Annotated in this window: 20 protein-coding genes; 7 read left to right on the top strand and 13 right to left on the bottom strand. The window is 41.4% G+C overall.

Annotation, left to right across the window (positions count from 1 at the left end; genetic code table 11):
- Positions 1 to 57: 57 nt before the first annotated feature.
- Positions 58 to 1,188 (top strand): class Ia ribonucleoside-diphosphate reductase subunit beta, encoded by a 1,131-nt coding sequence (nrdB, locus tag NH153_RS15530; RefSeq protein ID WP_063705502.1) that lies wholly within the window; start codon positions 58 to 60, stop codon positions 1,186 to 1,188.
- Positions 1,188 to 1,460, top strand: a complete 273-nt coding sequence (yfaE, locus tag NH153_RS15535) for a class I ribonucleotide reductase maintenance protein YfaE (protein WP_063705504.1) — start codon at positions 1,188 to 1,190, stop codon at positions 1,458 to 1,460. Before nrdB ends, yfaE begins: the two co-directional genes overlap by 1 nt.
- Here yfaE and NH153_RS15540 read toward each other — a convergent pair.
- A complete protein-coding gene (locus tag NH153_RS15540; protein WP_063705507.1) occupies positions 1,457 to 1,984 on the bottom strand; it encodes a YaeQ family protein in 528 nt (175 codons plus the stop codon). The two genes, yfaE and NH153_RS15540, sit on opposite strands and share 4 nt — an antisense overlap.
- Positions 1,985 to 2,138: 154 nt before the next feature.
- Here NH153_RS15540 and NH153_RS15545 point away from each other — a divergent pair, with 154 nt between their 5' ends.
- A complete protein-coding gene (locus tag NH153_RS15545; RefSeq protein ID WP_063705508.1) occupies positions 2,139 to 4,529 on the top strand; it encodes a TonB-dependent receptor in 2,391 nt (796 codons plus the stop codon).
- 248 nt (positions 4,530 to 4,777) lie between these two features.
- Here NH153_RS15545 and glnS read toward each other — a convergent pair whose 3' ends face one another.
- Positions 4,778 to 6,445: a glutamine--tRNA ligase gene (gene glnS, locus NH153_RS15550; RefSeq protein ID WP_063705509.1), complete on the bottom strand. Its 1,668-nt coding sequence runs from the start codon at positions 6,443 to 6,445 to the stop codon at positions 4,778 to 4,780.
- A 228-nt stretch (positions 6,446 to 6,673) separates the two neighbouring features.
- Here glnS and NH153_RS15555 point away from each other — a divergent pair, with 228 nt between their 5' ends.
- Positions 6,674 to 7,744, top strand: a complete 1,071-nt coding sequence (locus tag NH153_RS15555) for a DUF3083 family protein (protein ID WP_063705511.1) — start codon at positions 6,674 to 6,676, stop codon at positions 7,742 to 7,744.
- A gap of 89 nt (positions 7,745 to 7,833) precedes the next feature.
- On the opposite strand, the gene argA is transcribed toward NH153_RS15555, so the two are convergent.
- The 9 genes from argA to sdhC all read right to left on the bottom strand — a co-directional run bounded on the left by argA (position 7,834) and on the right by sdhC (position 19,203).
- Complete coding sequence (gene argA, locus NH153_RS15560) at positions 7,834 to 9,174, bottom strand: amino-acid N-acetyltransferase (protein WP_063705513.1); 1,341 nt, start codon at positions 9,172 to 9,174, stop codon at positions 7,834 to 7,836.
- A gap of 194 nt (positions 9,175 to 9,368) precedes the next feature.
- Complete coding sequence (gene sucD, locus NH153_RS15565; protein WP_063705515.1) at positions 9,369 to 10,241, bottom strand: succinate--CoA ligase subunit alpha; 873 nt, start codon at positions 10,239 to 10,241, stop codon at positions 9,369 to 9,371.
- Positions 10,241 to 11,407: an ADP-forming succinate--CoA ligase subunit beta gene (gene sucC / locus NH153_RS15570; protein WP_063705517.1), complete on the bottom strand. Its 1,167-nt coding sequence runs from the start codon at positions 11,405 to 11,407 to the stop codon at positions 10,241 to 10,243. The genes sucD and sucC overlap by 1 nt, the downstream gene beginning before the upstream one ends.
- A 176-nt stretch (positions 11,408 to 11,583) precedes the next feature.
- Complete coding sequence (gene odhB / locus NH153_RS15575; protein ID WP_063705521.1) at positions 11,584 to 13,080, bottom strand: 2-oxoglutarate dehydrogenase complex dihydrolipoyllysine-residue succinyltransferase; 1,497 nt, start codon at positions 13,078 to 13,080, stop codon at positions 11,584 to 11,586.
- A 3-nt stretch (positions 13,081 to 13,083) separates the two neighbouring features.
- Positions 13,084 to 15,903, bottom strand: a complete 2,820-nt coding sequence (locus NH153_RS15580) for a 2-oxoglutarate dehydrogenase E1 component (protein ID WP_063705523.1) — start codon at positions 15,901 to 15,903, stop codon at positions 13,084 to 13,086.
- Between the two features lie 84 nt (positions 15,904 to 15,987).
- On the bottom strand, positions 15,988 to 16,704 hold the full coding sequence (locus NH153_RS15585) for a succinate dehydrogenase iron-sulfur subunit (RefSeq protein ID WP_054551369.1): 717 nt from the start codon (positions 16,702 to 16,704) through the stop codon (positions 15,988 to 15,990).
- 10 nt (positions 16,705 to 16,714) lie between these two features.
- Positions 16,715 to 18,487 (bottom strand): succinate dehydrogenase flavoprotein subunit, encoded by a 1,773-nt coding sequence (gene sdhA / locus NH153_RS15590; RefSeq protein WP_063705526.1) that lies wholly within the window; start codon positions 18,485 to 18,487, stop codon positions 16,715 to 16,717.
- Positions 18,488 to 18,835 carry a succinate dehydrogenase, hydrophobic membrane anchor protein gene (gene sdhD / locus NH153_RS15595; protein WP_063705528.1) on the bottom strand — a complete coding sequence of 116 codons (348 nt, stop codon included), beginning with the start codon at positions 18,833 to 18,835 and terminating at the stop codon, positions 18,488 to 18,490. It lies immediately after the preceding gene.
- Complete coding sequence (sdhC, locus tag NH153_RS15600; RefSeq protein WP_082401567.1) at positions 18,826 to 19,203, bottom strand: succinate dehydrogenase, cytochrome b556 subunit; 378 nt, start codon at positions 19,201 to 19,203, stop codon at positions 18,826 to 18,828. Before sdhC ends, sdhD begins: the two co-directional genes overlap by 10 nt.
- 409 nt (positions 19,204 to 19,612) lie before the next feature.
- Between sdhC and NH153_RS15605 the strand changes: the two genes are divergently transcribed.
- From NH153_RS15605 to NH153_RS15615, 3 genes are all read left to right on the top strand, one after another.
- Positions 19,613 to 20,899, top strand: a complete 1,287-nt coding sequence (locus NH153_RS15605; RefSeq protein WP_063705530.1) for a citrate synthase — start codon at positions 19,613 to 19,615, stop codon at positions 20,897 to 20,899.
- Between the two features lie 111 nt (positions 20,900 to 21,010).
- Complete coding sequence (locus NH153_RS15610; RefSeq protein WP_063705532.1) at positions 21,011 to 22,225, top strand: aminotransferase class V-fold PLP-dependent enzyme; 1,215 nt, start codon at positions 21,011 to 21,013, stop codon at positions 22,223 to 22,225.
- A 13-nt stretch (positions 22,226 to 22,238) separates the two neighbouring features.
- The gene (locus NH153_RS15615) at positions 22,239 to 22,652 is read left to right on the top strand and encodes a SufE family protein (RefSeq protein WP_063705534.1); all 414 of its coding nucleotides are present in this window, start codon (positions 22,239 to 22,241) and stop codon (positions 22,650 to 22,652) included.
- A 1-nt stretch (position 22,653) separates the two neighbouring features.
- On the opposite strand, the gene tcdA is transcribed toward NH153_RS15615, so the two are convergent.
- Positions 22,654 to 23,448: a tRNA cyclic N6-threonylcarbamoyladenosine(37) synthase TcdA gene (gene tcdA, locus NH153_RS15620; RefSeq protein ID WP_063705535.1), complete on the bottom strand. Its 795-nt coding sequence runs from the start codon at positions 23,446 to 23,448 to the stop codon at positions 22,654 to 22,656.
- Complete coding sequence (locus NH153_RS15625; protein ID WP_063705536.1) at positions 23,449 to 24,123, bottom strand: TIGR01621 family pseudouridine synthase; 675 nt, start codon at positions 24,121 to 24,123, stop codon at positions 23,449 to 23,451.
- Positions 24,124 to 24,125 lie beyond the last annotated feature (2 nt).

Genomic DNA, 24,125 nt, shown 5'->3' on the forward strand with positions numbered 1-24,125 from the left:
ATAACAAAAGCGGGCTCATTAGCCCGCTTTGTCCTGACTGTTTTTTGAGTAATCACTATGTCATATACAACTTTTAGCCGAAATCATAATAACCAATTACAAGAACCGATGTTTTTCGGCCAAACGGTAAACGTGTCACGTTACGACCAACAAAAGTACCCTATCTTCGAGAAGCTAATTGAAAAACAATTATCGTTCTTTTGGCGCCCTGAAGAGGTTGACGTAAGTAAAGACCGTCTTGACTTCCAAGCGTTACCAGAGCACGAAAAACACATCTTTTTAAGTAACTTAAAATATCAAACATTACTTGATAGTGTACAAGGTCGCTCGCCTAACGTTGCGTTACTACCAATTGTGTCTATTCCTGAACTTGAAACATGGATAGAAACATGGGCATTCAGTGAAACCATTCACAGCCGTTCATACACGCACATTATTCGTAACGTGACGCAATCGCCAGAGCTTATCTTTGATGACATCGTAAGTAACGAGAAAATCAGTGAGCGTGCGGATGCCGTGACTAAATACTACGATGACTTAATCAACATGATTTCTGTTTACAACCTGTACGGTGAAGGTAAACATGTGATCAACGGTGAAGAAGTTAAGGTCAACCTTTTTGATCTTAAAAAGCAACTTTACCTTGCGATGATGTCGGTTAACATTCTTGAAGCGATTCGCTTCTACGTTAGTTTTGCTTGTTCATTTGCGTTCGCAGAACGTGAATTAATGGAAGGTAATGCAAAAATCATCAAGCTAATCGCGCGTGATGAAGCATTGCACTTATCTGGTACGCAACACATCTTAAACATCATGCAAGAAGGTAAAGACGACCCAGAAATGGCAATCGTTGCTGCACAATGCCGTGAAGAAGCGATCCAGATGTTTAAAGAGGCCGCTGAACAAGAAAAAGATTGGGCTGAGTATCTATTTAAAGATGGTTCAATGATCGGTCTTAACAAAGATATCTTATGTCAATACGTTGAATACATTACAAATGCACGTATGACTGCGGTAGGTTTGCCAGCTCAATTTGAAAGTAAGAGTAACCCTATTCCTTGGATTAACTCATGGTTAGTATCTGACAATGTTCAGGTTGCGCCACAAGAAGCTGAAATCAGCTCTTACCTAGTTGGCCAAATTGATTCACAAGTTGATGCATCAGATTTTGGTGACTTCGACCTGTAATGAGCGCGAATACCACTGCACAGGTTATCCTTGCAGGAACAGACAGCCAGGATCTTGATTTTGATTCTGGCTGTTCATCTCTCCTTGAATGCCTAGAACAACACAAAATAGATGTCCCCTACCAATGCCGTGAAGGTTATTGTGGCGCATGCCGTGCAAAATTAGTTGAAGGTGATGTGAGCTACAATCAAGAGCCACTTGCGTTTGTTCGAACAGGTGAAGTGTTACTGTGCTGTAGTAAACCCAATGGTAAGGTGAAAATAGAACTTTAATGCCACACAAGTTCATTTGTTTGGTAGAAGTTTTCTTTGTCTGACACACTCACTGTTTGTTGATCTATGGTTACATCCCACTGTAAGTTCTTCGTTAAATGACTCGCCAATTGCTCAATAAAGTTGTCATCAAAAGCAATTAAATGGCTATTATTTATCAGCTCTAGTTGATGCTCATACTCTTGTAACCATTCATGGTTTAGCGTCGTAACAACCCATAATTCATCCACGCGTTTCGCTATTTTATTGAGCTGCACAATATCTGGTTGGTCAACAGCTAGCCAGGTTTGATAATGATCATCCAACGCTTTTATTGACACATCAGGTTCAGAATCGCTATGGCTTGTATTCAAAATGGCCGATTCATTATGAGAAAACAAGCAATAACTTAATAGTTTAAGTACAAAATGCTGATAGCTTTCACGACGACCACAGGCCGTAGTAAACACCTCTTTGTGATTACGATGTGCTCTTAAATCAGCAATCGTAAAATTTGCTTTAAACACCCTATTTTTATCAGACATAAGAGTTGGCCATCTCACTGTAACAGTCTAAGTATAGTGTATGGTGTTAAAATCGCGACATAAGGTAAAGTTATAGTATAACGTTATTGCAGTTAAAAAATTGCGGTGTTATATTATATCACAACACTCAACAACAAACTTAGAAGTAGTAATGATGAAGCAACTTTCAATTCTTTCTAGTGCTGTTGCCGCTGCGCTGTTTTCTCAATCAACAATGGCTGCTGTGATCACAGGTCAAGTATTAGATAAAAACCAACAACCTATCAGTAATGCCGAAATACACGTACATGGTAAATCGCAATCTGTTGTCACCGATACACAAGGTCAATTTAAAATTGATGTAGACAACAAAGGCCAGCTGCACATTAGTAAAGACAATTACATTGATAAACGCGTTGCTATCAACGGTGAAAATCAAAACCTGGTTGTTACACTTACCCCAACCTCAGTTGAGACTGTGGTTGTTTATGCCTCTGCACTTCATAAAAATAGCCTTGAAATGATTTCACCAGTGAATGTTTTAGCCGGTGATGAACTAAAAGATAAGGCAAAACCAACTCTAGGCGAAACACTCAAAGGATTACCAGGCGTTAATGCCAGTTACTTTGGCCCAGTATCTTCGAGCCCGATTATTCGTGGCTTAGATGGTCCACGTGTTAAAATCACTCAAAATGGTCTTGATAGCAGCGATGCATCTCGTATTGGTCCAGATCACGCAACATCGAACGACAGCTTAGCAGCTGAGCAAATCGAAGTACTTCGCGGCCCAGCTACCCTACTTTATGGCTCTGGCGCAATTGGTGGTGTGGTTAACGTAGTTGATAACCGTATTCCTACCGATAACATTGACACTTTAACCGGTGCTGCTCAGTACACTCACGATACAGTATCAAATACCAACACCTATGCTGCAAAACTTGAAACCGGTAACGATGGCTTCAACTTCCATTTTGATGGTACTAAGCGTAAAGGCCATGACTACAAAACACCAACATTCGAGCTTCCTGAGGAGCACGATGAACATGAAGGTGAAGATCATGAAGAGCACGAAACAGCTAACAGTGTTGAAAACACCTTTATCGATAGCCAAAATGTAAACTTTGGTACCAGCTATGTGGGTGAACACCTGACCTTAGGTGTATCTTATGGTCGTATCGAAACTGACTATGGTATTCCAGCACATGAACACCACCATCATGAAGAAGAAGCGGCTGATCATGATGAAGAAGAACATGAAGAGTCTGTTTTTGCACAATTAGAGCAAGATCGTTGGCAAGGTTACATGAGCTATGCGCTGCATGATAATTGGATTGAAAATATCTCATTACGTGTTGGTTACACTGACTATAAACATGCTGAAATTGAAGATGGTGCTGTTGGTACTGTGTTTTCAAACAAAACCACAGAAGCACGTGCCACTGTTGAGCATAAATTAGGTCTTTGGCACGGTATGGCAGGTTATCACTACACGGAATCAGACTATGATGCAGATGGTGAAGAAGCCTTTACACCTGCAAGTGTGACAAAATCAAATGCATTATTCATGCTTGAAGAGCGTCAATTTGGTGATGTTACCGTTGAATTAGGTGCACGACTTGAAGATTACCAAATCGACTCTGCAGTTAGCATGGCTGAACATCATCATGATCATGAAGCAGAAGAAGAAGATCACGATGAAGAAGAAGCAGAAATCATTAACTACAGTGAAGATTTCACTAACCTTAGCTTATCTGCAGGCGCAATTTGGCAGTATCAAGAAGGCCAAAGTGTTGCTTTAAGTGTATCTCGTTCTGAGCGTGCGCCGCTAAGTGCTGAATTACTATCAAATGGTGTTCATATTGCAACAGGCACTTATGAACTAGGTCTTGGCTATCATATCGAAGACGGTGAAATTCATTTTGAACCTGAAGATATCAAACAAGAAACATCAACCAACTTTGATTTAAGTTTCCGTCGTTTTATTGGTGACTTTGGTTATACCGTTAACTTTTTCTATAACGATATTGAAAACTACTATTACCAGCAGAATACGGGCTTAGCCTTTGATGAAGATAATGGCTTAACCAGTCAAGCTGATGCTGATGAAGATGCGATGGCGGTTTATCAGTTTACTAGTAAAGACGCAAAACTATACGGTATTGAATTTGATGTGCACTATCAAGTCACACCAAGTGCCCTAGTTAAAGTATTTGGCGATTCAACAACCGCTAAGCTAAAAGATGATGAAGGTTACTTACCGCGTATTCCGGCTAATAAACTAGGCTCGGAATTACAGTACACAGTAGCGGATTGGCAATTTAGCCTAACAGGCACTCATTACTTTGAGCAATCTGACATCACTGCGTATGAAACAAAAACAGATGGTTACACATTGTTTGATGCATCAGCTAACTACCAACTTGATTTAGGCCCTGTTGATACACAGCTTTATATTAATGTTGACAACTTAACCGATGAATTAGGTTTCGTACACAGTTCATTCATTAAAGAAAAAGCACCATTACCTGGTCGTAACTTCAGCTTGGGTATTCGCGGTTATTTCTAATCGCTTTAAATGGTTATAAAAAAACCCTTTCACTTTAAAAGTGAAAGGGTTTTTTATTAAGTTTAGAAACTTAATAGATTAGCTATTATACCAATTCGCTTAATTAAGTAGTCTATTTTGAGGCAATGAAACCTCGTTGATAACAAGGCAAAAATTTCGTTATTTAGTTGTTCTAAATCAGAAATTTTTAACGCCGTTAGCGACAGGTTTAATCCCTCAAAATGATTAAGTATTATTGCGGATTGGTATTAGCCTTTTTGTTCAATCTTCGCCCATGAATCACGAAGACCCACAGTTTGATTGAATACTAATGAGTCGGCTTTGTTATCACGACAGAAGTAACCCATACGTTCAAACTGGAAGCCCTGCTCTGCTTGTGCATTAACAAGTGACGGTTCAAGTTTCGCGTTAGCAAGAACCACAAGTGATTCAGGGTTTAACGTTGCATTGAAGTCTTCAGCAGCAGCTGGGTTTGGTACGTTGAATAAGCGGTCGTATAAACGAACTTCTGCAGTGATTGACTCACTCGCTGAAACCCAGTGAATAACACCTTTAACTTTACGACCATCGCTCGGGTTTTTACCCAGTGTTTCTGGATCGTATGAGCAGAAAATAGTCGTGATTTCACCGTTTTCGTCTTTTTCAACGCGTTCAGCTTTAATTACATAAGCACCACGTAAACGTACTTCTTTATCAAGTACTAAACGTTTGAACTTGTTGTTTGCTTCTTCACGGAAATCTTCACGCTCGATATACAGTTCACGAGTGAAAGGCACATCACGGCGACCCATTTCTTCTTTATTAGGGTGGTTTGCTACAGATAAAGTTTCTACTTTATCTGCATCATAGTTTTCGATAACAATCTTCACCGGATCAAGAACAGCCATTGCACGCGGTGCATGCTCATTAAGATCTTCACGGATACACGCTTCAAGCATACCCATTTCAACCATGTTTTCTTGCTTGGTGATACCGATGCGAGAACAGAATTCACGTACTGATGCAGGTGTATAACCGCGACGACGCAAACCAGCAATTGTGGGCATACGCGGATCGTCCCAGCCTTCAACATGACCATTAACCACTAAGTCGTTTAATTTACGCTTAGACATAATCGTGTATTCAAGGTTTAAACGTGAAAACTCGATTTGTTGAGGATGACATTCAAGGCTGATGTTATCTAATACCCAATCGTATAAACGACGGTTATCTTGGAACTCAAGAGTACATAATGAATGTGTGATACCTTCTAACGCATCAGAGATACAGTGCGTGAAGTCATACATTGGGTAGATGCACCACTTGTCACCCGTTTGGTGATGATGTGCAAAACGTACACGGTATAAAATCGGGTCACGTAAAACGATAAACGAGCTAGCCATATCGATTTTCGCACGCAGTACACACTCGCCTTCTTTGAATTCACCATTACGCATTTTTTCAAAAAGCGCTAAGTTTTCTTCAATCGGTGTATCACGGTAAGGGCTGTTTTTACCTGGCTCTTTTAATGTACCACGGTATTCACGTGCTTGCTCTGGTGACAAGAAACACACATACGCAAGGCCTTTTTCGATTAGCTCAACAGCATAGCCGTATAACGCATCGAAATAGTTAGATGAATATTTGATTTCACCATCCCACTGGAAACCTAACCACTGCACATCTTCTTTAATTGAGTTTACGTAATTAATGTCTTCTTTTTCTGGATTAGTATCATCAAAACGTAAATTACAAAGACCTTGATAATCTTTGGCAATACCAAAGTTTAAGCAAATCGACTTTGCATGACCAATGTGTAAGAAACCGTTTGGTTCTGGTGGAAAACGCGTGTGCGTAGTCGCATGCTTACCGCTTGCGAGATCTTCATCGATACGCGTTCTAATAAAGTTACTTGGGCGATTCTCAATTTCCGCCATAGGAGCATAATCCTCTGAATATTGCATGGTGACAAAACTACTGCATTATTACAAAAACAAACCCTAACATACAGTAGTTGAACCATGTTTATTGAAGATAATAAGTCGATTCTTGAATACATAGTTCACAGACTGGACAAAATCGGTAAAAAAATTGTTCTAACGCAATAAAATGATCATTGACTAGCGATATAGTGCCGTCAGTTTCATTACCAATAAGGAAAAAAGATGGCTTCGCTCAATCAACACCGAGTCTATATTCCTAGCTCAGCACGTGCAAACCAGTATGTGTTAGTTGAATTTAAACCTACTGATGAGTTTTTTGCCCAGTTTACTAATGTGAGCTGCGCTTATAAGCGTCTTGCAAGGGAATTATTTGCGCTATGTGATGAGTATGAATTGCATAACGTACATTTAATCGCAAACGATAAACTACCTGTGGTTCGTTACCATGATGAAGCATACAGTTTAGAAACCGCTAAGCAGATTTTATTTTTCTACAATCCGCAATACCATGAAGCACATAATGTATTTGCCGATGGTGAAGTTAGATGCAAAAAAATACGTTTATTATTCTTAGCAACCGGTGAAGATATTCGTGCACATGCAGCAAGTTTTCATCATAATGTGCAACGAGTGATTAACTCATTACAAGAAAAACTATTAAGCGGCCAACCACCGCTTAAAATTCGCGATCACCAGCATCTTACTTATGATTTATTTGCTAAAGCAAAAGGTCACAAAGAAAGCTATGGCTATAAATTGCGTAGCTTATATCCACGCTATCAATCTCGCCAATGTCATTTACCAACACAGCACAGTGAAATGACTTATGCTGGTTTTTCAATTCCTGTTACACGTGCCATTAAAACGCAATTTCAACATATGTTGAATGAAGAGAATTACACGCAATTTTATCAATATATTTTTGATGCATTTAAACGAGCTTGCGAAAAACGAGCGCTAACCCTTGGTGCTTTTATCGCAAATGGTACGCGCCCAATTGTGCGTAATAGCAATATTGATAACGCACAAAGTAACAGTGAACTGCAAAAGCTAACCTTTGATTGCAGCTCAGAGCAAGTGCAATTACAACATTATTGGGATGCAAATCAACTTGTTGATTCTCTACATTTTGTGATTGCCGCAGCCGATAAAGACAAGCATGACATTGGTTATGGTAAGTTTATGAATCAAGTGCAAAGCACAATTAATGAAGTAACTGACGAGCTGGCCTTTAATCCAACGCGCCAAGATTTACGTGTGCGCTTTTATCAGCACATTAACTATGAGTATTAATTAAATACAATATATAAAAAAGGTGACGCGCATGCGTCACCTTTTTTATAGCAATCCACTCAATTAAGTATTATTACACGGTTGTACTATCACCGGTTTTTACTTAGTTTAGTAAGGTCCAGTCGTAGCACTTTAGAACGGCGCTCATAGTTATACAGTGCCTTTTTCTTCGCCGGTAACTCATCAACGGTCACTAATTCAAAGCTTTGTTCTAAAAACCAATGAATACTCCGTGTGGTTAAAGCGAATAAATGCGAGTAACCAGCACGTTTAGCTTTATTAATAATAAAACGCAGTAGGTAACTCCCTCTATCTGCATCTCGGTATTGTGGATGAACAGCCAGACTCGCAAACTCCCCCACTTGTTCTTCAGCAAACGGATACAGCGCAGCACAGGCGATAATTAAACCATCACGCTCAATGACAGTAAATTGCTCTATTTCTATCTCAAGCTGCTCTCTAGAACGCCTAACTAAATAGCCCTGCTCTTCAAGTGGTCTGATCAGATTAATAATTCCGGTAATATCAGATATTGTTGCACTTCGTAACTGTTCAGAGCTTTGCGGCGCGATTTGCGTACCAATGCCATCTAATGAGAAAAGCTCTTGTAACAAAGCACCGTCTTCTTTGTAACTCACTAAGTGACAGCGATGTACACCACCACGACACGCATCAATCGCCGCTTGTAAGAATACGGTTGCACTTAAACATGAATCTGGTTGATTGCGATAATTCGCTAATACATGCTCTGCTTCATTTGGCATAAGCTCAGCGATTGCTTCGCCATTTTCATCCAAAATACCAGCTTCTTGGCAAAAGCCTAGCATCTTATCAGCACGCAGTTTTAACGCTACTTGTGTGGCAATTTCTTCTGCTGTTAAGTTAAAGCTTTCACCTGTCACTGATGCTGCAATCGGACCGAGTAACACGATACCGTTGTTATTTAGCTGATGGCGAATGCCTGCAACGTCAATGCGTCTCACTCTTCCTGAGTGATGGTAATCGACACCTTCATCAACACCTAAGGGTTGAGCAATAACAAAATTACCGCTGACAACATTTAAGAAAGAACCTGACATTGGTGTACTACTCAAAGATGTCGATAAGCGTGCTGTGATGTCAAATTGCATTGCACCGGCAACTTTTTTTATTACATCAAACGTTTCGTTATCGGTCACTCGTATCTCATTGTGAAACTGACTAGTTATGCCAACTTGCTCAAGCGCGGCATTAAACTGTGGGCGAGCACCAAACACTAAAACAATCTTAATACCAAGACTCGTTAAAAGCGCAATATCATTGATGATACTGCGACAACCAGACTGATCAATCGCCTCACCACCAAGCATGACAACGAATGTTTTGCCTCTGTGAGCATTTACATAAGGGGTTGACTGGCGAAATCCATCTACCAATTCTGTGGTACGCACGTAATATTTACCTTATTAAAGTCGAATGTTTTAATAAAAACAACTATACAAGCCACAAGTGTAGAGAATTTATATTCACAAATAAAGCATTATTATTCTTAATTTGCAGGCGGAATTTTCGTGCGGGTTATAAGAAAGTGATAGATACAAAAAAGGCCCGCATAAGCGAGCCTTCTTTAAGAGTTCAGAACTGATTACCAGCCTGTTTTCTCTTTAAGTGCAGCACCGATATCAGCTAGTGAACGTACAGTTTTTACGCCAGCAGCTTCTAATGCAGCAAATTTCTCATCAGCAGTACCTTTACCGCCTGCGATGATTGCACCTGCGTGACCCATACGCTTACCTGGAGGTGCAGTAACACCCGCAATGTAAGAAACAACAGGTTTAGTCACGTTGTGCTTGATGTATTCTGCAGCTTCTTCTTCTGCAGTACCACCGATTTCACCGATCATAACGATAGCTTCAGTTTGCTCGTCTTTTTCGAACATTTCTAAAACGTCGATGAAGTTAGTACCAGGGATTGGGTCACCACCGATACCAACACATGTTGATTGGCCGAAACCAGCGTCAGTAGTTTGCTTAACCGCTTCGTAAGTTAAAGTACCAGAACGTGATACGATACCTACTTTACCAGGCTTGTGGATGTGACCAGGCATGATACCGATCTTAGTTTCACCCGGAGTGATAACACCTGGGCAGTTAGGACCGATCATACGAACACCAGTTTCTTCAAGCTTAACTTTAACGTCAACCATGTCTAGTGTTGGGATACCTTCAGTGATACAAACGATTAGCTCGATGCCAGCATCGATAGCTTCTAAGATTGCATCTTTACAGAAAGGTGCTGGTACGTAGATAACTGATGCAGTTGCGCCAGTTGCTTCAACAGCGTCACGTACTGTGTTGAATACTGGAAGACCAAGGTGCGTTTGACCGCCTTTACCTGGGCTTACACCACCAACCATTTGTGTACCGTACTCAAGCGCTTGCTCAGAGTGGAAAGTACCTTGACCACCTGTGAAACCTTGACAGATAACCTTTGTATCTTTATTGATTAATACAGACATTATTTGCCCTCCGCAGCAGCAACAACTTTCTCAGCTGCGTCTGTTAGTGATTCAGCAGCGATGATGTTAAGGTCAGACTTAGCAAGTACTTCACGACCTAGTTCAGCGTTAGTACCTTCTAAACGTACTACTACAGGAACGTTTACGCCTACTTCTTTAACTGCGCCAATGATACCTTCAGCGATCATGTCACAACGTACGATACCACCAAAGATGTTAACTAAAACAGCTTTAACGTTGTCGTCAGATAGGATGATCTTGAATGCTTCAGATACACGCTCTTTAGTAGCACCACCACCAACATCTAGGAAGTTAGCTGGCTTACCACCGTGTAGGTTTACGATGTCCATTGTACCCATCGCTAGGCCTGCACCGTTTACCATACAACCAACGTTACCGTCTAGTGCAACGTAGTTAAGCTCGAAGCTTGCAGCGTGAGCTTCACGCGCGTCTTCTTGTGAAGGATCGTGCATTTCACGGATTTTAGGTTGACGGTAAAGCGCGTTACCATCTACACCGATTTTACCGTCTAGACAGTGAAGGTTACCTTCGTCTGTGATTACTAGCGGGTTGATTTCTAATAATGCGAAATCGAAATCGTTGAACATGTTTGCAAGACCCATGAAGATCTTAACGAACTGTTTCATTTGAGTAGGGTTTAAGCCTAGTTTGAAACCTAATTCACGAGCTTGGTAAGCTTGAGGACCAACTAGTGGATCGATCTCAGCTTTGTGAATTAATTCTGGAGTTTCTTCTGCAACTTGCTCGATTTCAACACCACCTTCAGTAGATGCCATGAAAACAACTTTACGAGAAGCACGATCTACTACAGCGCCAAGGTATAATTCGTTAGCGATGTCAGTGCAGCTTTCAACAAGGATTTTAGCTACTGGCTGACCATTTTCGTCTGTTTGGTAAGTAACTAAGTTTTTACCTAACCAGTTCGCAGCGAACTCTTTAACTTCGTCGATTGTTTTAACTAGCTTAACACCGCCAGCTTTACCACGGCCACCTGCGTGAACCTGTGTTTTAACAACCCACATATCACCGCCGATTTTCTCAGCAGCTGCTGCAGCTTCTTCAGGTGTATCGCAAGCGAAACCTTGAGAAACTGGTAAACCATATTCGGCAAAAAGTTGTTTTGCCTGATACTCATGCAAATTCATGATGCTTTATCCAATTTTTTATACTAAAAGAGCTGAATATTTATGCAAATAGCCAGCTATCCCAAATTGCGCACTTAGTATAAATCCCAAGGCTCCACATGAAAACCCCAGTTAGACCAAAGGCGCAAAAAAAAAGCTGTGAACGAGGTTCACAGCTTAGTTTTTATACAACCAGATTAAACATCTAGTAGTAAACGAGTTGGATCTTCAAGTAACTCTTTAATTGTTACTAGGAAGCCTACTGATTCTTTACCATCGATTTGGCGGTGATCATAAGATAACGCTAAATACATCATTGGTAAGATTTCAACTTTACCATTTACAGCCATTGGACGATCTTGGATTTTGTGCATACCTAAGATTGAAGACTGTGGTAAGTTGATGATTGGTGTAGATAGTAATGAACCGAACACACCACCGTTAGTAATTGTGAAGTTACCACCTGTCATATCTTCGATAGATAATTTACCGTCACGACCTTTAATCGCAAGCTCACGGATACCTTTTTCGATTTCAGCAACTGAAAGTTTGTCACAATCTTTAAGAACTGGTGTCACAAGACCACGAGGTGTAGAAACCGCGATGCTGATGTCGAAGTAGTTGTGATAAACAATATCATCACCGTCAATAGACGCATTAACTTCAGGGAAACGCTTAAGTGCTTCAGTTACAGCTTTCACGTAGAAAGACATGAAACCTAAACGGATACCGTGACGCTTTTCAAATACTTCTTGGTACTGCTTACGAAGATCCATGATTGGCTTCATATTAACTTCGTTGAACGTCGTTAACATTGCAGTAGAGTTTTTCGCTTCAAGAAGACGATTAGCAATTGTTTTACGTAAACGCGTCATAGGAACACGTTTTTGCGTACGGTCACCCATAGGTGCTGCTGGCGCTGCTGCTTCAGCTTTTGGTGCTGCTGCAGGTGCTTTTAAGAATGTATCAACATCTTCTTTAGTTACACGACCGTTTTTGCCTGTACCTTTGATTTTAGATGCATCAAGACCTTTCTCAGCAATTAAACGGCGTACTGACGGTGTTAAAACGTCAGAGCTGTCGCTTGAATCGCTTGCTGGAGCTGCTTCAGCTTTAGGAGCTGCTGCTGCCGGTGCTGCACCCGCTTTAACTGTACCAATTACTTGCTCACCAAGTACTGTTTCGCCTTCAGCGTGAATGTGCTCACCCATGATACCGTCTTCTTGAGCAACAACTTCAAGAACAACTTTATCAGTTTCGATGTCAACTAGGTTTTGGTCGCGAGTTACCGCTTCACCTGGTTGAACGTGCCAAGTAGCAATTGTCGCGTCTGCGACTGATTCTGGAAGTACAGGTACTTTAATGTCCACTTCTTTACCTTCTGATGCTGGTGCTGATTGCGCCGCTGGCGCGTCTTCTGATTTAGCTGGTGCACTATCACTTGCTGGTGCAGCATCTGCATCACCAAGTAATGCAATTACTTGTTCGCCAAGTACCGTTGCACCTTCTTCTTGTGAAATTTCAGTGATCACACCGTCATTTGGTGCAACAACTTCTAAAACAACTTTATCTGTTTCGATATCTACTAAGTTTTGGTCGCGGCTTACTTTGTCGCCAACACTTACGTGCCATGTTGCAACTGTAGCATCAGCAACCGACTCAGGAAGTACAGGAACTTTAATTTCTGTGCTCATTGCTTATCCTTTCTTTTCAATAGTAAGCGCATCAGCAACGAGCGCTTGTTGTTCTTTATTATGCACTGACATGTAACCACACGCTGGTGATGCTGATGCTTTACGACCTGCGTAAGTTAATTTAGCACCCGCTGGGATTGCATCAACAAAATGATGTTGAGAGCAATACCATGCACCTTGGTTTTGTGGCTCTTCTTGACACCAAACAAAATCTTTAACGTGTTGGTAACGTTGCATGATTGTATCCATTTCAGCATGTGGGAATGGATATAATTGTTCTACACGAACAATAGCAATGTTATTTAATTCAAGCTTGCGACGCTCTTGTAGTAGCTCGTAATAAACTTTACCGCTACAGAATACAACGCGTTCTACTTTGTCTGCTGCAATATCATCGATTTCGTCGATCATGTTGTGGAACACACCTTCCGATAACTCTTCAAGTGTTGATGTTGCCAGCGGATGACGAAGTAATGACTTTGGTGTCATAACAATCAATGGACGACGAAGTGGACGTACAGATTGGCGACGTAGCATTGCATAAACTTGCGCAGGTGTTGAAGGCACACAAACTTGCATGTTGTGATCAGCACACAATTGTAAGAAACGCTCAAGACGTGCCGAGCTATGCTCAGGACCTTGACCTTCATAACCATGTGGAAGTAAACATGTAAGACCACATAAACGGCCCCACTTCTGCTCACCTGAGCTTAAGAATTGGTCGAATACAACTTGCGCACCGTTAGCGAAGTCACCAAACTGCGCTTCCCACATAACAAGTGAAGTCGGTTCAGCTGTTGCGTAACCGTATTCAAATGCAAGTACCGCTTCTTCTGAAAGTACAGAGTCGAATACTTCAAACGCACCTTGCTTTTCGCTGATATTTTGCAGCGGTAAGTAAGTTGAAGCGTCTTTTTGGTTATGGATTACAGCATGACGGTGGAAGAATGTACCACGGCCTGAGTCTTGACCTGTTAAGCGAATATCAGTACCTGCATCAACAAGTGTTGCATAAGCAAGTGTTTCGGCCATACCCCAATCAAGCGCTTTTTCGCCTGTTGCCATTAGCTTACGGTCATCGTAGATTTTCTTAACACGAGACTGAGCTTTGTGGCTTTCTGGGTAGTTTGCGACCTTTTCACCAAGTTCTTTTAACTTTTCAACAGACACTGTTGCATCGTACTCAACATCCCAATCGTGGCCAACAAATTTAGCCCAATCAGAAGAGTGTGATGTTTCTAGCTGAATTTCTTCAACAACACAGTTGCCTTTGTCTAAGCCATTACGGTAATCATCTGCTAGTGCTTTAATTTCATCTTCAGAGAATGAACCTTCAGCAACAAGTTGATCTGCGTAAATTAAACGAGGAACTGGGTGTTTTTTGATTTTTTGGTACATAAGTGGTTGAGTCGCATTCGGCTCATCCGCTTCGTTATGACCATGACGGCGATAACATACTAAATCAATCACTACATCACGTTTAAACTGATTTCTGAAATCAAGAGCGATTTGAGTTACAAATGCAACCGCTTCTGGGTCATCAGAGTTAACGTGGAAAATTGGTGCCTGAACCATTTTCGCAATATCAGTACAGTATGGTGTAGAACGTACATCAGACTGCTTAGACGTTGTGAAACCAACTTGGTTATTAACAACGATACGGATACTACCACCACAACTAAATGCATTAGTTTGCGATAAGTTAAATGTTTCTTGTACAACACCTTGACCTGCGATTGCAGAGTCACCGTGAATAGTAATTGGTAAAGCTTTAATACCTGACTTGTCACCTAGACGGTCTAAACGCGCACGTACCGAACCCATAACTACTGGGTTAACGATTTCTAAGTGAGAAGGGTTAAATGCAAGTGCCATGTGCACGTTGCCGCCCTTAGTTGCAAAGTCAGATGAATAACCCATGTGATATTTAACATCACCTGAGCCTAATGTGTCTTTGTGTTTACCAGCGAACTCATCGAATAATTCTGATGGGTTTTTACCTAATACGTTCACTAGTACGTTCAAGCGACCGCGGTGAGCCATACCAATAACAGCTTCTTTTTGACCGCTTTCACCTGCACGATGAATAAGTTCTTTAAGCATTGGTACTAACGCATCACCACCTTCAAGTGAGAAACGTTTTGCACCTGGGAACTTAGCCCCTAGGTATTTTTCAAGGCCATCTGCAGCTGTTAATCCTTTAAGGATTCGTAGCTTTTCTTCTTTTGAGAAGGTTGGGCGTGATTGCACTGATTCTAAACGTTGTTGTAACCAACGCTTTTCTTCAGTTGAAGTGATGTGCATATATTCAGCACCAACCGACCCACAATAAGTCGTTTTAAGCGCTTGATATAGCTCACCTAATGGCATGGTTTCGCGACCGACAGCAAACGAACCCACATTGAATTCACGGTCAAAATCAGCTTCAGATAATTCGTGGTACTCTAATTCAAGATCACGAACACGTTCGCGTTGCCAAATACCTAATGGATCTAGGTTGGCATTTTGGTGACCACGGAAACGGAAAGCATTAATAAGTTGTAGCACTTTGACCTGTTTAGGATCACCAGAGCCACCCTCTGCTACCACTACTTCTCTATGCTTGTTTTTAGCAAGCTGTGCAAATTGTGAACGAACTTCTGAATGTTTAACGTCAACATCCACACCATCAACTTTTGGTAATTGTTCGAACACTTCTCGCCATTCTTCTGGCACAGAAGTCGCATCATCTAAGTACGCTTCATAAAGCTCTTCTACGTAAGCAACGTTACCGCCGTTTAAGTGAGAAGATTCTAGCCATGCCTTCATCACACCTTCGTGCATTTATAAGCCCTTTTCTTTAGCGCAGAAATTAATTGTTGTAAAAACAAGGTGGTTAATCACTTAACCACCTTACATATTCAAGCTTTAAACAGCGCGGTTTAATAGCATTGATTTGATTTGTCCAATTGCTTTGGTCGGGTTAAGACCTTTTGGACACACGCTAACACAGTTCATGATACTGTGACAACGGAACACGCTGAACGCATCGTCAAGGTCAGCAAGACGCTCTTCAGTTGCTGTATCGCGGCTATCAGCCAAGAAACGATACGCATGAAGAAGACCCGCAGGACCGATGAACTTGTCTGGATTCCACCAGAACGAAGGACACGATGTTGAACAACATGCACATAAGATACACTCATATAAGCCATCTAACTTATCACGTTCTTCGATTGACTGAAGACGCTCACCCGCCGCTGGCGTGTCGTTGATTAGGTAAGGCTTAACTTTTTCGTATTGAGTGTAGAACTGACTCATGTCAATAACAAGGTCACGTACCACAGGTAAACCTGGTAATGGGCGAATTACGATTTTACCTTTGCCACCTTTAAGTAGCGTTGATAAAGGCGTGATACACGCTAAACCATTTTTACCATTCATGTTGATACCGTCTGAACCACACACACCTTCACGGCATGAACGACGGAATGATAATGTTGGATCTTGCTCTTTTAATTGCATAAGCGCATCCAATACCATCATATCTTGGCCTTCTTGCGTTTCTAGCGAGAAGTCTTGCATACGTGGTGCATTATCAACATCTGGATTGTAACGATATACCGAAAATTGTACTTGTGCCATCGTCTCGCTCCTAGTATGTACGTGCTTTAGGTGGGAAAGCTTCACGCAGTTTCGGCGCGTAGTTTACATCACGTTTGCTCATTTCTTCGGTCGTAGGATCGTAGATTGAGTGACATAACCAGTTTTCGTCATCACGATCTGGGTAGTCAAAACGAGAGTGAGCACCACGGCTTTCTGTACGGAAGTTAGCAGCTACTGCTGTTGAGTAAGCTGTTTCCATCAAGTTATCTAGCTCTAGACATTCGATACGTGCAGTGTTGAACTCAGTTGACTTGTCGTCAAGACGAGCGTACTGAAGGCGTTCACGAATTTCTTTAAGCTCTTTAAGACCTGTTGCCATTGCATCACCTTCACGGAATACCGAGAAGTTAAGTTGCATACACATTTGTAAGTCTTTCTTGATTTGAACTGGGTCTTCACCTTGGCCAGCTTTAGAGCTTTCCCAACGGTTAAAGCGTGCAAGTGATGCTTCAAGGTCTGATTCAGACGCATCTTTACCTGCTTCAACACCGTTTAGGTATTTACCTAGGAAGTTACCAGCCGCACGGCCGAATACAACTAAGTCAAGTAGCGAGTTACCACCTAGGCGGTTCGCACCGTGTACAGATACACACGCAATCTCACCAACAGCGAATAAACCTTCAACTACTTTTTCTTGACCATTTGCATCAACTTGTAATGCTTGACCATTCACGTTAGTTGGAACACCACCCATCATGTAGTGACATGTTGGGATAACTGGGATTGGCTCTTTTGCCGGATCAACGTGTGCGAATGTTTTCGCAAGGTCACATACGCCAGGTAGACGTAGGTTAAGTGTTTCTTCACCTAAGTGGTCAAGCTTAAGCTTGATGTGTGGACCGTAAGGACCATCGCAACCACGACCTTCACGGATCTCAGTCATCATTGAACGAGCAACAACGTCACGAGATGCTAAGTCTTTCGCGTTTGGTGCATAACGTTCCATGAAGCGTTCGCCGTCTTTATTTAGAAGGTAACCACCTTCACCACGACAACCTTCAGTTACAAGTACACCAGCGCCAGCGATACCTGTTGGGTGGAACTGCCACATTTCCATATCTTGCATTGCAACACCAGCACGTGTTGCCATACCAACGCCGTCACCTGTATTGATGTGAGCATTTGTTGTAGATGCGAAGATACGACCTGCACCACCTGTTGCTAGTACAACAGCTTTAGATTTGAAATAAACAACTTCGCCAGACTCGATGTCGATTGCTGTACAACCTACAACGTGACCGTCGCTATTCTTAACTAAATCTAGTGCATACCACTCAGAGAATACGTTTGTTTTGTTTTTAACGTTTTGCTGGTAAAGACAGTGTAATAGCGCGTGACCTGTACGGTCAGCTGCTGCTGCAGTACGTGCAGCTTGTTCACCACCAAAGTTTTTCGACTGACCGCCGAAAGGACGTTGATAAACACGGCCATTTTCAAAACGAGAAAATGGTAAACCCATGTTTTCTAATTCAGTAATAGCTTCTGGACCTGTTTTACACATATATTCGATAGCATCTTGGTCACCGATGAAATCGGAACCTTTAACAGTATCGTACATGTGCCATTCCCAGTTATCTTCATGTGAGTTACCCAGCGCAACCGTAATACCACCCTGTGCAGACACAGTGTGAGAACGTGTAGGGAAAACTTTTGAGATAAGTGCACAGGTTTTGCCTGATTCAGTGATAGCTAGTGCAGCACGCATACCCGCACCACCGGCACCAATCACTACAGCGTCAAATTCACGAACAGAATAATTCACTTAAACACCCCATAAAACGATTAGACCAATTGCTACGTAAGCAACAGCCATAAGGTTTAATACAAAGCCTAAAACAGCACGTAATTTCGCGTTTTTAACATAGTCCGTAAGAACTTGCCAAAGACCGATACGGGTGTGAACCATGATGCAAACTAGGGTAATTAGTGTAAACCCTTTCATTGCTAGGTTAGAGAATAGGCCTTGCCAGGCTTCAAAAGTGACTTCTGGTGTACATAAAAAATAGCCAACAATAAAAATCGCGTAAGCGCTGATGATTAATGCTGTTGTACGTAGTGATACGAAATCTTGTACACCATCACGTTTAAGAGTTGCTTGATTTAAAACCATATCCACACTCCTGCTAGAATTGCAGCTACAACACCTAAAGCTAATGCAACTTTAGCGCTGAAGTTACCTGATTCAAGTTCTTCCCAGTGACCCATGTCCATAATGATGTGACGAATACCACCGATTAAGTGATACGCCAATACAGAAATGGTGCCCCATGCTATGAATTTGGCAATGAATCCGCTGAACAGACCCTTGACGAATTCAAAACCTTCCGCAGAAGAAAGAGACTCAGACCAAGCCCAAATGACAAACGTTAAAGCAAAAAATAATGCAACACCGGTGACGCGGTGAAAAATTGATGCTTTAGCCGTTGCCGGCATAGATATAGTTGTTAGATCTAGATTTACAGGTCTTTGCTTTTTCACAGTTACTTGCCCATCTTGCCCACTAAGGAGCTCATCTACTTGTTTTTCTAAAACCCATCAAAATGAATTTCGATGGAACTATCTAAGTAAACCGTGTTGATACACAAAAAGTTCACACTTATGCAAAACTCAAATGTAAAAATAAAGTTTACCTACAGACAATACGGTATAAAACCTTGGATAGTATATATAGCCCAAGGTCTTTTTACAATTCTTGTTTAGTAAGAGACGTTTGCGAATTAGCCAATGGTATAATATTTAATCCTGCTAGAATATTTATTATCCATTTGTGCATAATGTTTATAAAAATTGACTTTACACCCCTCTTTCACGTTAAAATGAAAAGAATGTGCTTAAACAGATTCAGAACATAACAATCAGAGTTGTTATCTTAATAGGAGATAAATAGATGGCGGATAAGAAAGCCACGGTCCATATTGATGGTCTTGATCCAATCGAACTTCCAATTTACCAAGGCACTGCTGGCCAAGACGTAATCGACGTACGTACGTTAGGTTCTCATGGCTATTTCACTTATGACCCAGGTTTCATGTCGACCGGTTCTTGTGAATCTTCAATCACTTACATCGATGGCGGCAAAGGTGTTTTATTACACCGTGGTTACCCAATCGAGCAATTAGCTGATGATTCAAACTACATCGAGCTTTGCTACTTACTATTAAACGGCGAATTACCGACTAAAGAACAATACGATGCGTTTGCACAAGAAATCACGCACAACACAATGCTTGATACTAAAATCGCAAACTTCTTCCAAGGTTTCCGCTTTGACGCTCACCCAATGGCAATGCTATGTGGTGTTGTAGGTGCTCTTTCTTCTTTCTACCACGAAGATTTAGACATCACTGATGCTACACAACGTAAAACAAGCGCAATCAAGCTAGTTGCTAAATTACCAACTATCGCTGCGATGGCTTACAAATACAACGTTGGTCAACCATTCGTATACCCACGTAACGATTTAAGCTTTGCTGAAAACTTCTTACACATGATGTTCTCAGTACCTGCTGAAGAATATAAAGTAAGCCCTGTTCTTGCTAAAGCAATGGACAAAATCTTCATGCTTCACGCTGACCACGAGCAAAACGCATCAACGTCAACAGTTCGTTTAGCAGGTTCTTCAGGTGCTAACCCTTACGCGTGTATCGCGGCGGGTATCGCATCTCTATGGGGTCCTGCACACGGTGGTGCTAACGAAGCATGTCTTAACATGTTAGAAGAAATCGGTTCTGTTGACCGCATCGATGAGTACGTTGCGAAAGCGAAAGACAAGTCTGATCCTTTCCGTCTTATGGGCTTCGGTCACCGTGTATACAAAAACTTCGACCCACGTGCGACAGTAATGCGTCAAACGTGTCACGAAGTACTTGCTGAGCTAAACATTCAAGATCCACTTCTTGATATCGCAATGAAGCTTGAGCAAATTGCACTTGAAGACCCATACTTCGTAGAGAAGAAACTTTACCCTAACGTAGATTTCTACTCAGGTATCATCTTAAAAGCAATCGGTATTCCAACAAGCATGTTCACTGTAATCTTTGCAATGTCACGTACTGTTGGTTGGATCTCTCACTGGGATGAGATGCTTTCTCAACCTGGTCACAAGATCAGCCGTCCTCGTCAGTTATACACTGGTGAAACTTCACGCGATTACGTTCCAGCTGACAAACGCTAGACTGTATTTGTGTTTAAAAAAGGCCGCTATGCGGCCTTTTTTGTTGCCCTGCACTTGTCTATTTGTGCAAAGTAATTAAAATCGTCGCATTCTCGCTGTTAAGGGCCTTCCATGTTCGACATTGCTAAAATACGTGCTGACTTTCCACTGCTGAATGAAACGGTTAATGAGCAGCCTCTGGTATATTTAGACTCAGCGGCGACCTCTCAAAAGCCACAAGCTGTAATTGATGCCCTTGCACGCTTTTATAGCCATGAGAATGCAAATGTCCACCGTGGTCGTCATACTCTCAGTGAAAACGCCACACGCAACTATGAACATACCCGAACGCTACTTGCTGATTATTTTTCTGTAAAAAGTAATGAGATAGTGTGGACCAAAGGCGCAACTGAATCGATTAATTTAATCGCAAATGGTCTGGCTTCTAGGCTTAATCCTGGCGATAAGATTGCCTTATCTGCTATTGAGCATCACGCCAATATCGTCCCTTGGCAACAACTCGCTCAGCGTACCGGTGCACAAGTCATTATTTTGCCGATAGAAAATGATTTAAGTATTAATAGCGAACACTGTAGTGAATTTATCACACAACAAAGGCCAAAAATTGTCGCCATTACCCATGCATCAAATACTTTAGGTAATATTACTGACTTAGCGCCTATCATTAGCGCATGTAAAGCCATTAATGCTATTTCGGTTGTAGATGGTGCGCAGGCGGCGATGCATTTGCGCCCTCATTTACCAGAAATTTCGTGTGACCTTTACGTATTTTCTGCCCATAAAATGCTCGGCCCAACAGGTTTAGGTGGCTTATATGGACGTTATGAGCTGTTAAAATCGCTCGATGTTTATCAAACCGGTGGCGAAATGATAGAAACAGTTTCCTTAACTCAGAGCACTTTTCGTGATGCACCGGGTAAATTCGAAGCAGGAACACCTAATATTGCGGGTGTCATTGCCTTTGCAGAGGCAATTAATTATTTAACGTCTTTAGATTTTCAGCAAATGCGTCAACATGAGCATACAGTTTTCGCTTATGCGATAAACCAGTTAGCAGCAATTGACGGTATTCGAATATATTCAAATCAAGAATGTAACATTGGTAACATCAGTTTTAATTATAAAGATGAACACCCTTTTGATCTTGCCACCTTACTTGATGGATTTGGTGTTGCGGTACGTAGTGGTCACCACTGTACCCAGCCAATCATGAGCCAACTAGGTATTCCTGGAACAGTACGCGCTAGTTTCGCCTTATATAACAATAAAGACGATGTTGACGCCTTTATAAATGCACTTAAAAACAGTATCGAATTATTAGATTAATTTTGGATAAGATATGAATTCAACGTTTAAAGCCGTAACTAAAGACATTGAAATAGCGGCAGGTTGGCAACAAAAATACCGCCAAATTATGCTACTGGGTAAACAATTACCAGCAATGCCTGATGCATTAAAGGTCGATGATGCGCTTGTAAAAGGCTGCGAGAGTAAAGTGTGGCTTTATATTGAGTTTGATCACTCGGAAAATAGCCTTGTTTTAGCAGGCGATTCAGATACGCGTATCGTCAAAGGGTTACTGGCTTTGATTTTAGCCTTATACAATGGTCTAACACCGGAGCAAGCAGCGCAAATAAATGCCTATGATGAATTTGAACGACTTGGTCTAATTAACCATTTAAGCCCTTCCCGCGGCAATGGCATCAAAGCCATGGTCGATAAAATTCAAACCATGGCTGAACAAAAGCGCTAAGTTAAGCACCGCGCTGTTTTTTATCTAGGTATTTTCTAATCGCTTTGGCTGCTACAAAAAAGCCAAAGCTGCCTGTCACCATGGTTGCAGAGCCAAAACCATTATTACAGTCCATATTCATTGAACCATCTGCACCTTGTTTTGCTTGGCAAACCTCACCTTCTGAGGTTGGATATACAAGCTGCTCAGTTGAATAAACACAATCAACGTTAAATTTTCGCTTTGGATTGCTACTAAAGTTGTACTGTTTTCGCAAAATATAACGTACTTTTGCAAGTAATGGGTCATGTGTTGTCTTTGCAACATCACCAAAACTGATTTGACTAGGGTCAGTTTGCCCGCCTGCGCCACCAGTTGTTATTACAGGTAGTTTTATACGTTTACAATGTGCGATTAGCGCTGCTTTTTCTTTTACAGCATCAATACAATCAATTACATAGTCAAAGCCTTGAATATGTTCACGAATGTTATCAAGGGTAATAAAATCATCAATAACATTAATTTTGATATCTGGGTTTATCAACTCACAACGTGTTTTCATGGCTTCAACTTTTGCTTCACCAACAGTGCCCGTTAAAGCATGAATTTGACGATTTACATTGGTTGCACAAATATCATCAAGATCAATAAGCGTTAGTTGCCCAACACCCGTTCGAGCCAATGCTTCAGCAGCCCAACTACCTACGCCACCAATACCAATGACACAAAAATGGGCTTGTTGTAACCAATCAAATTGTTGATGACCATATAAACGTTTAATGCCACCAAAGCGGATGTCTTGTGTTGTTTCTTTCATTTACCAATCCAACGTCCAAGGAGTGAACCACTCTTGGAATTCGTCTGCGTTAAAAACTTCGTTAAGATGCGAGCCAAAAGTGTAACCACATCGATATTCTTTAAGCTGCCCTTTATAGCTAAATTGTAGTGCATAGGCATGCAAATTAGTGCGCTCGTCTTTACTTCCTGCATAAGTGGAATCACCAAGAATTGGGGCGCCTAAGCTTTTCATCGCGACTCTAAGCTGATGTGTCTTACCTGAATAAGGTTTTAACAAATAAGCACGAAGCCCTGGGCGAATACTTGTGGAATAAAAACGAGTAATCGCTGGGTTTGTTTGCGTCTTTAAAAGCTTAAATGCACCACGACGACTTTTTTGCATATCCCCTTTTATCCAACCTTGTTTTTTCTTCGGTTTGGCATCACTGACGGCTAGATAAAATTTATTTATTTTATGATCAGAAAATAGCGTGGTGAATTCGGCTGCGGCTTCTTTATTGCGGGCTAAAATAATTAAACCAGAAGTCACTTTATCTAGCCTATGAACCGGATAGAGCTTCTCGTTTACGAGCTTTTCAGCAAGTACGACAAAACCAGCACACTGTTCACTATGAAAGCTTACACCTGCTGGTTTATAAAAAACAAAAAAGTCATCTTCACTAGCATGAAGATGAACAGTGTTTACATCGTACATGC

The organism is Pseudoalteromonas gelatinilytica (assembly GCF_001641615.1).
Taxonomy (GTDB): Bacteria; Pseudomonadota; Gammaproteobacteria; order Enterobacterales; family Alteromonadaceae; genus Pseudoalteromonas; species Pseudoalteromonas gelatinilytica.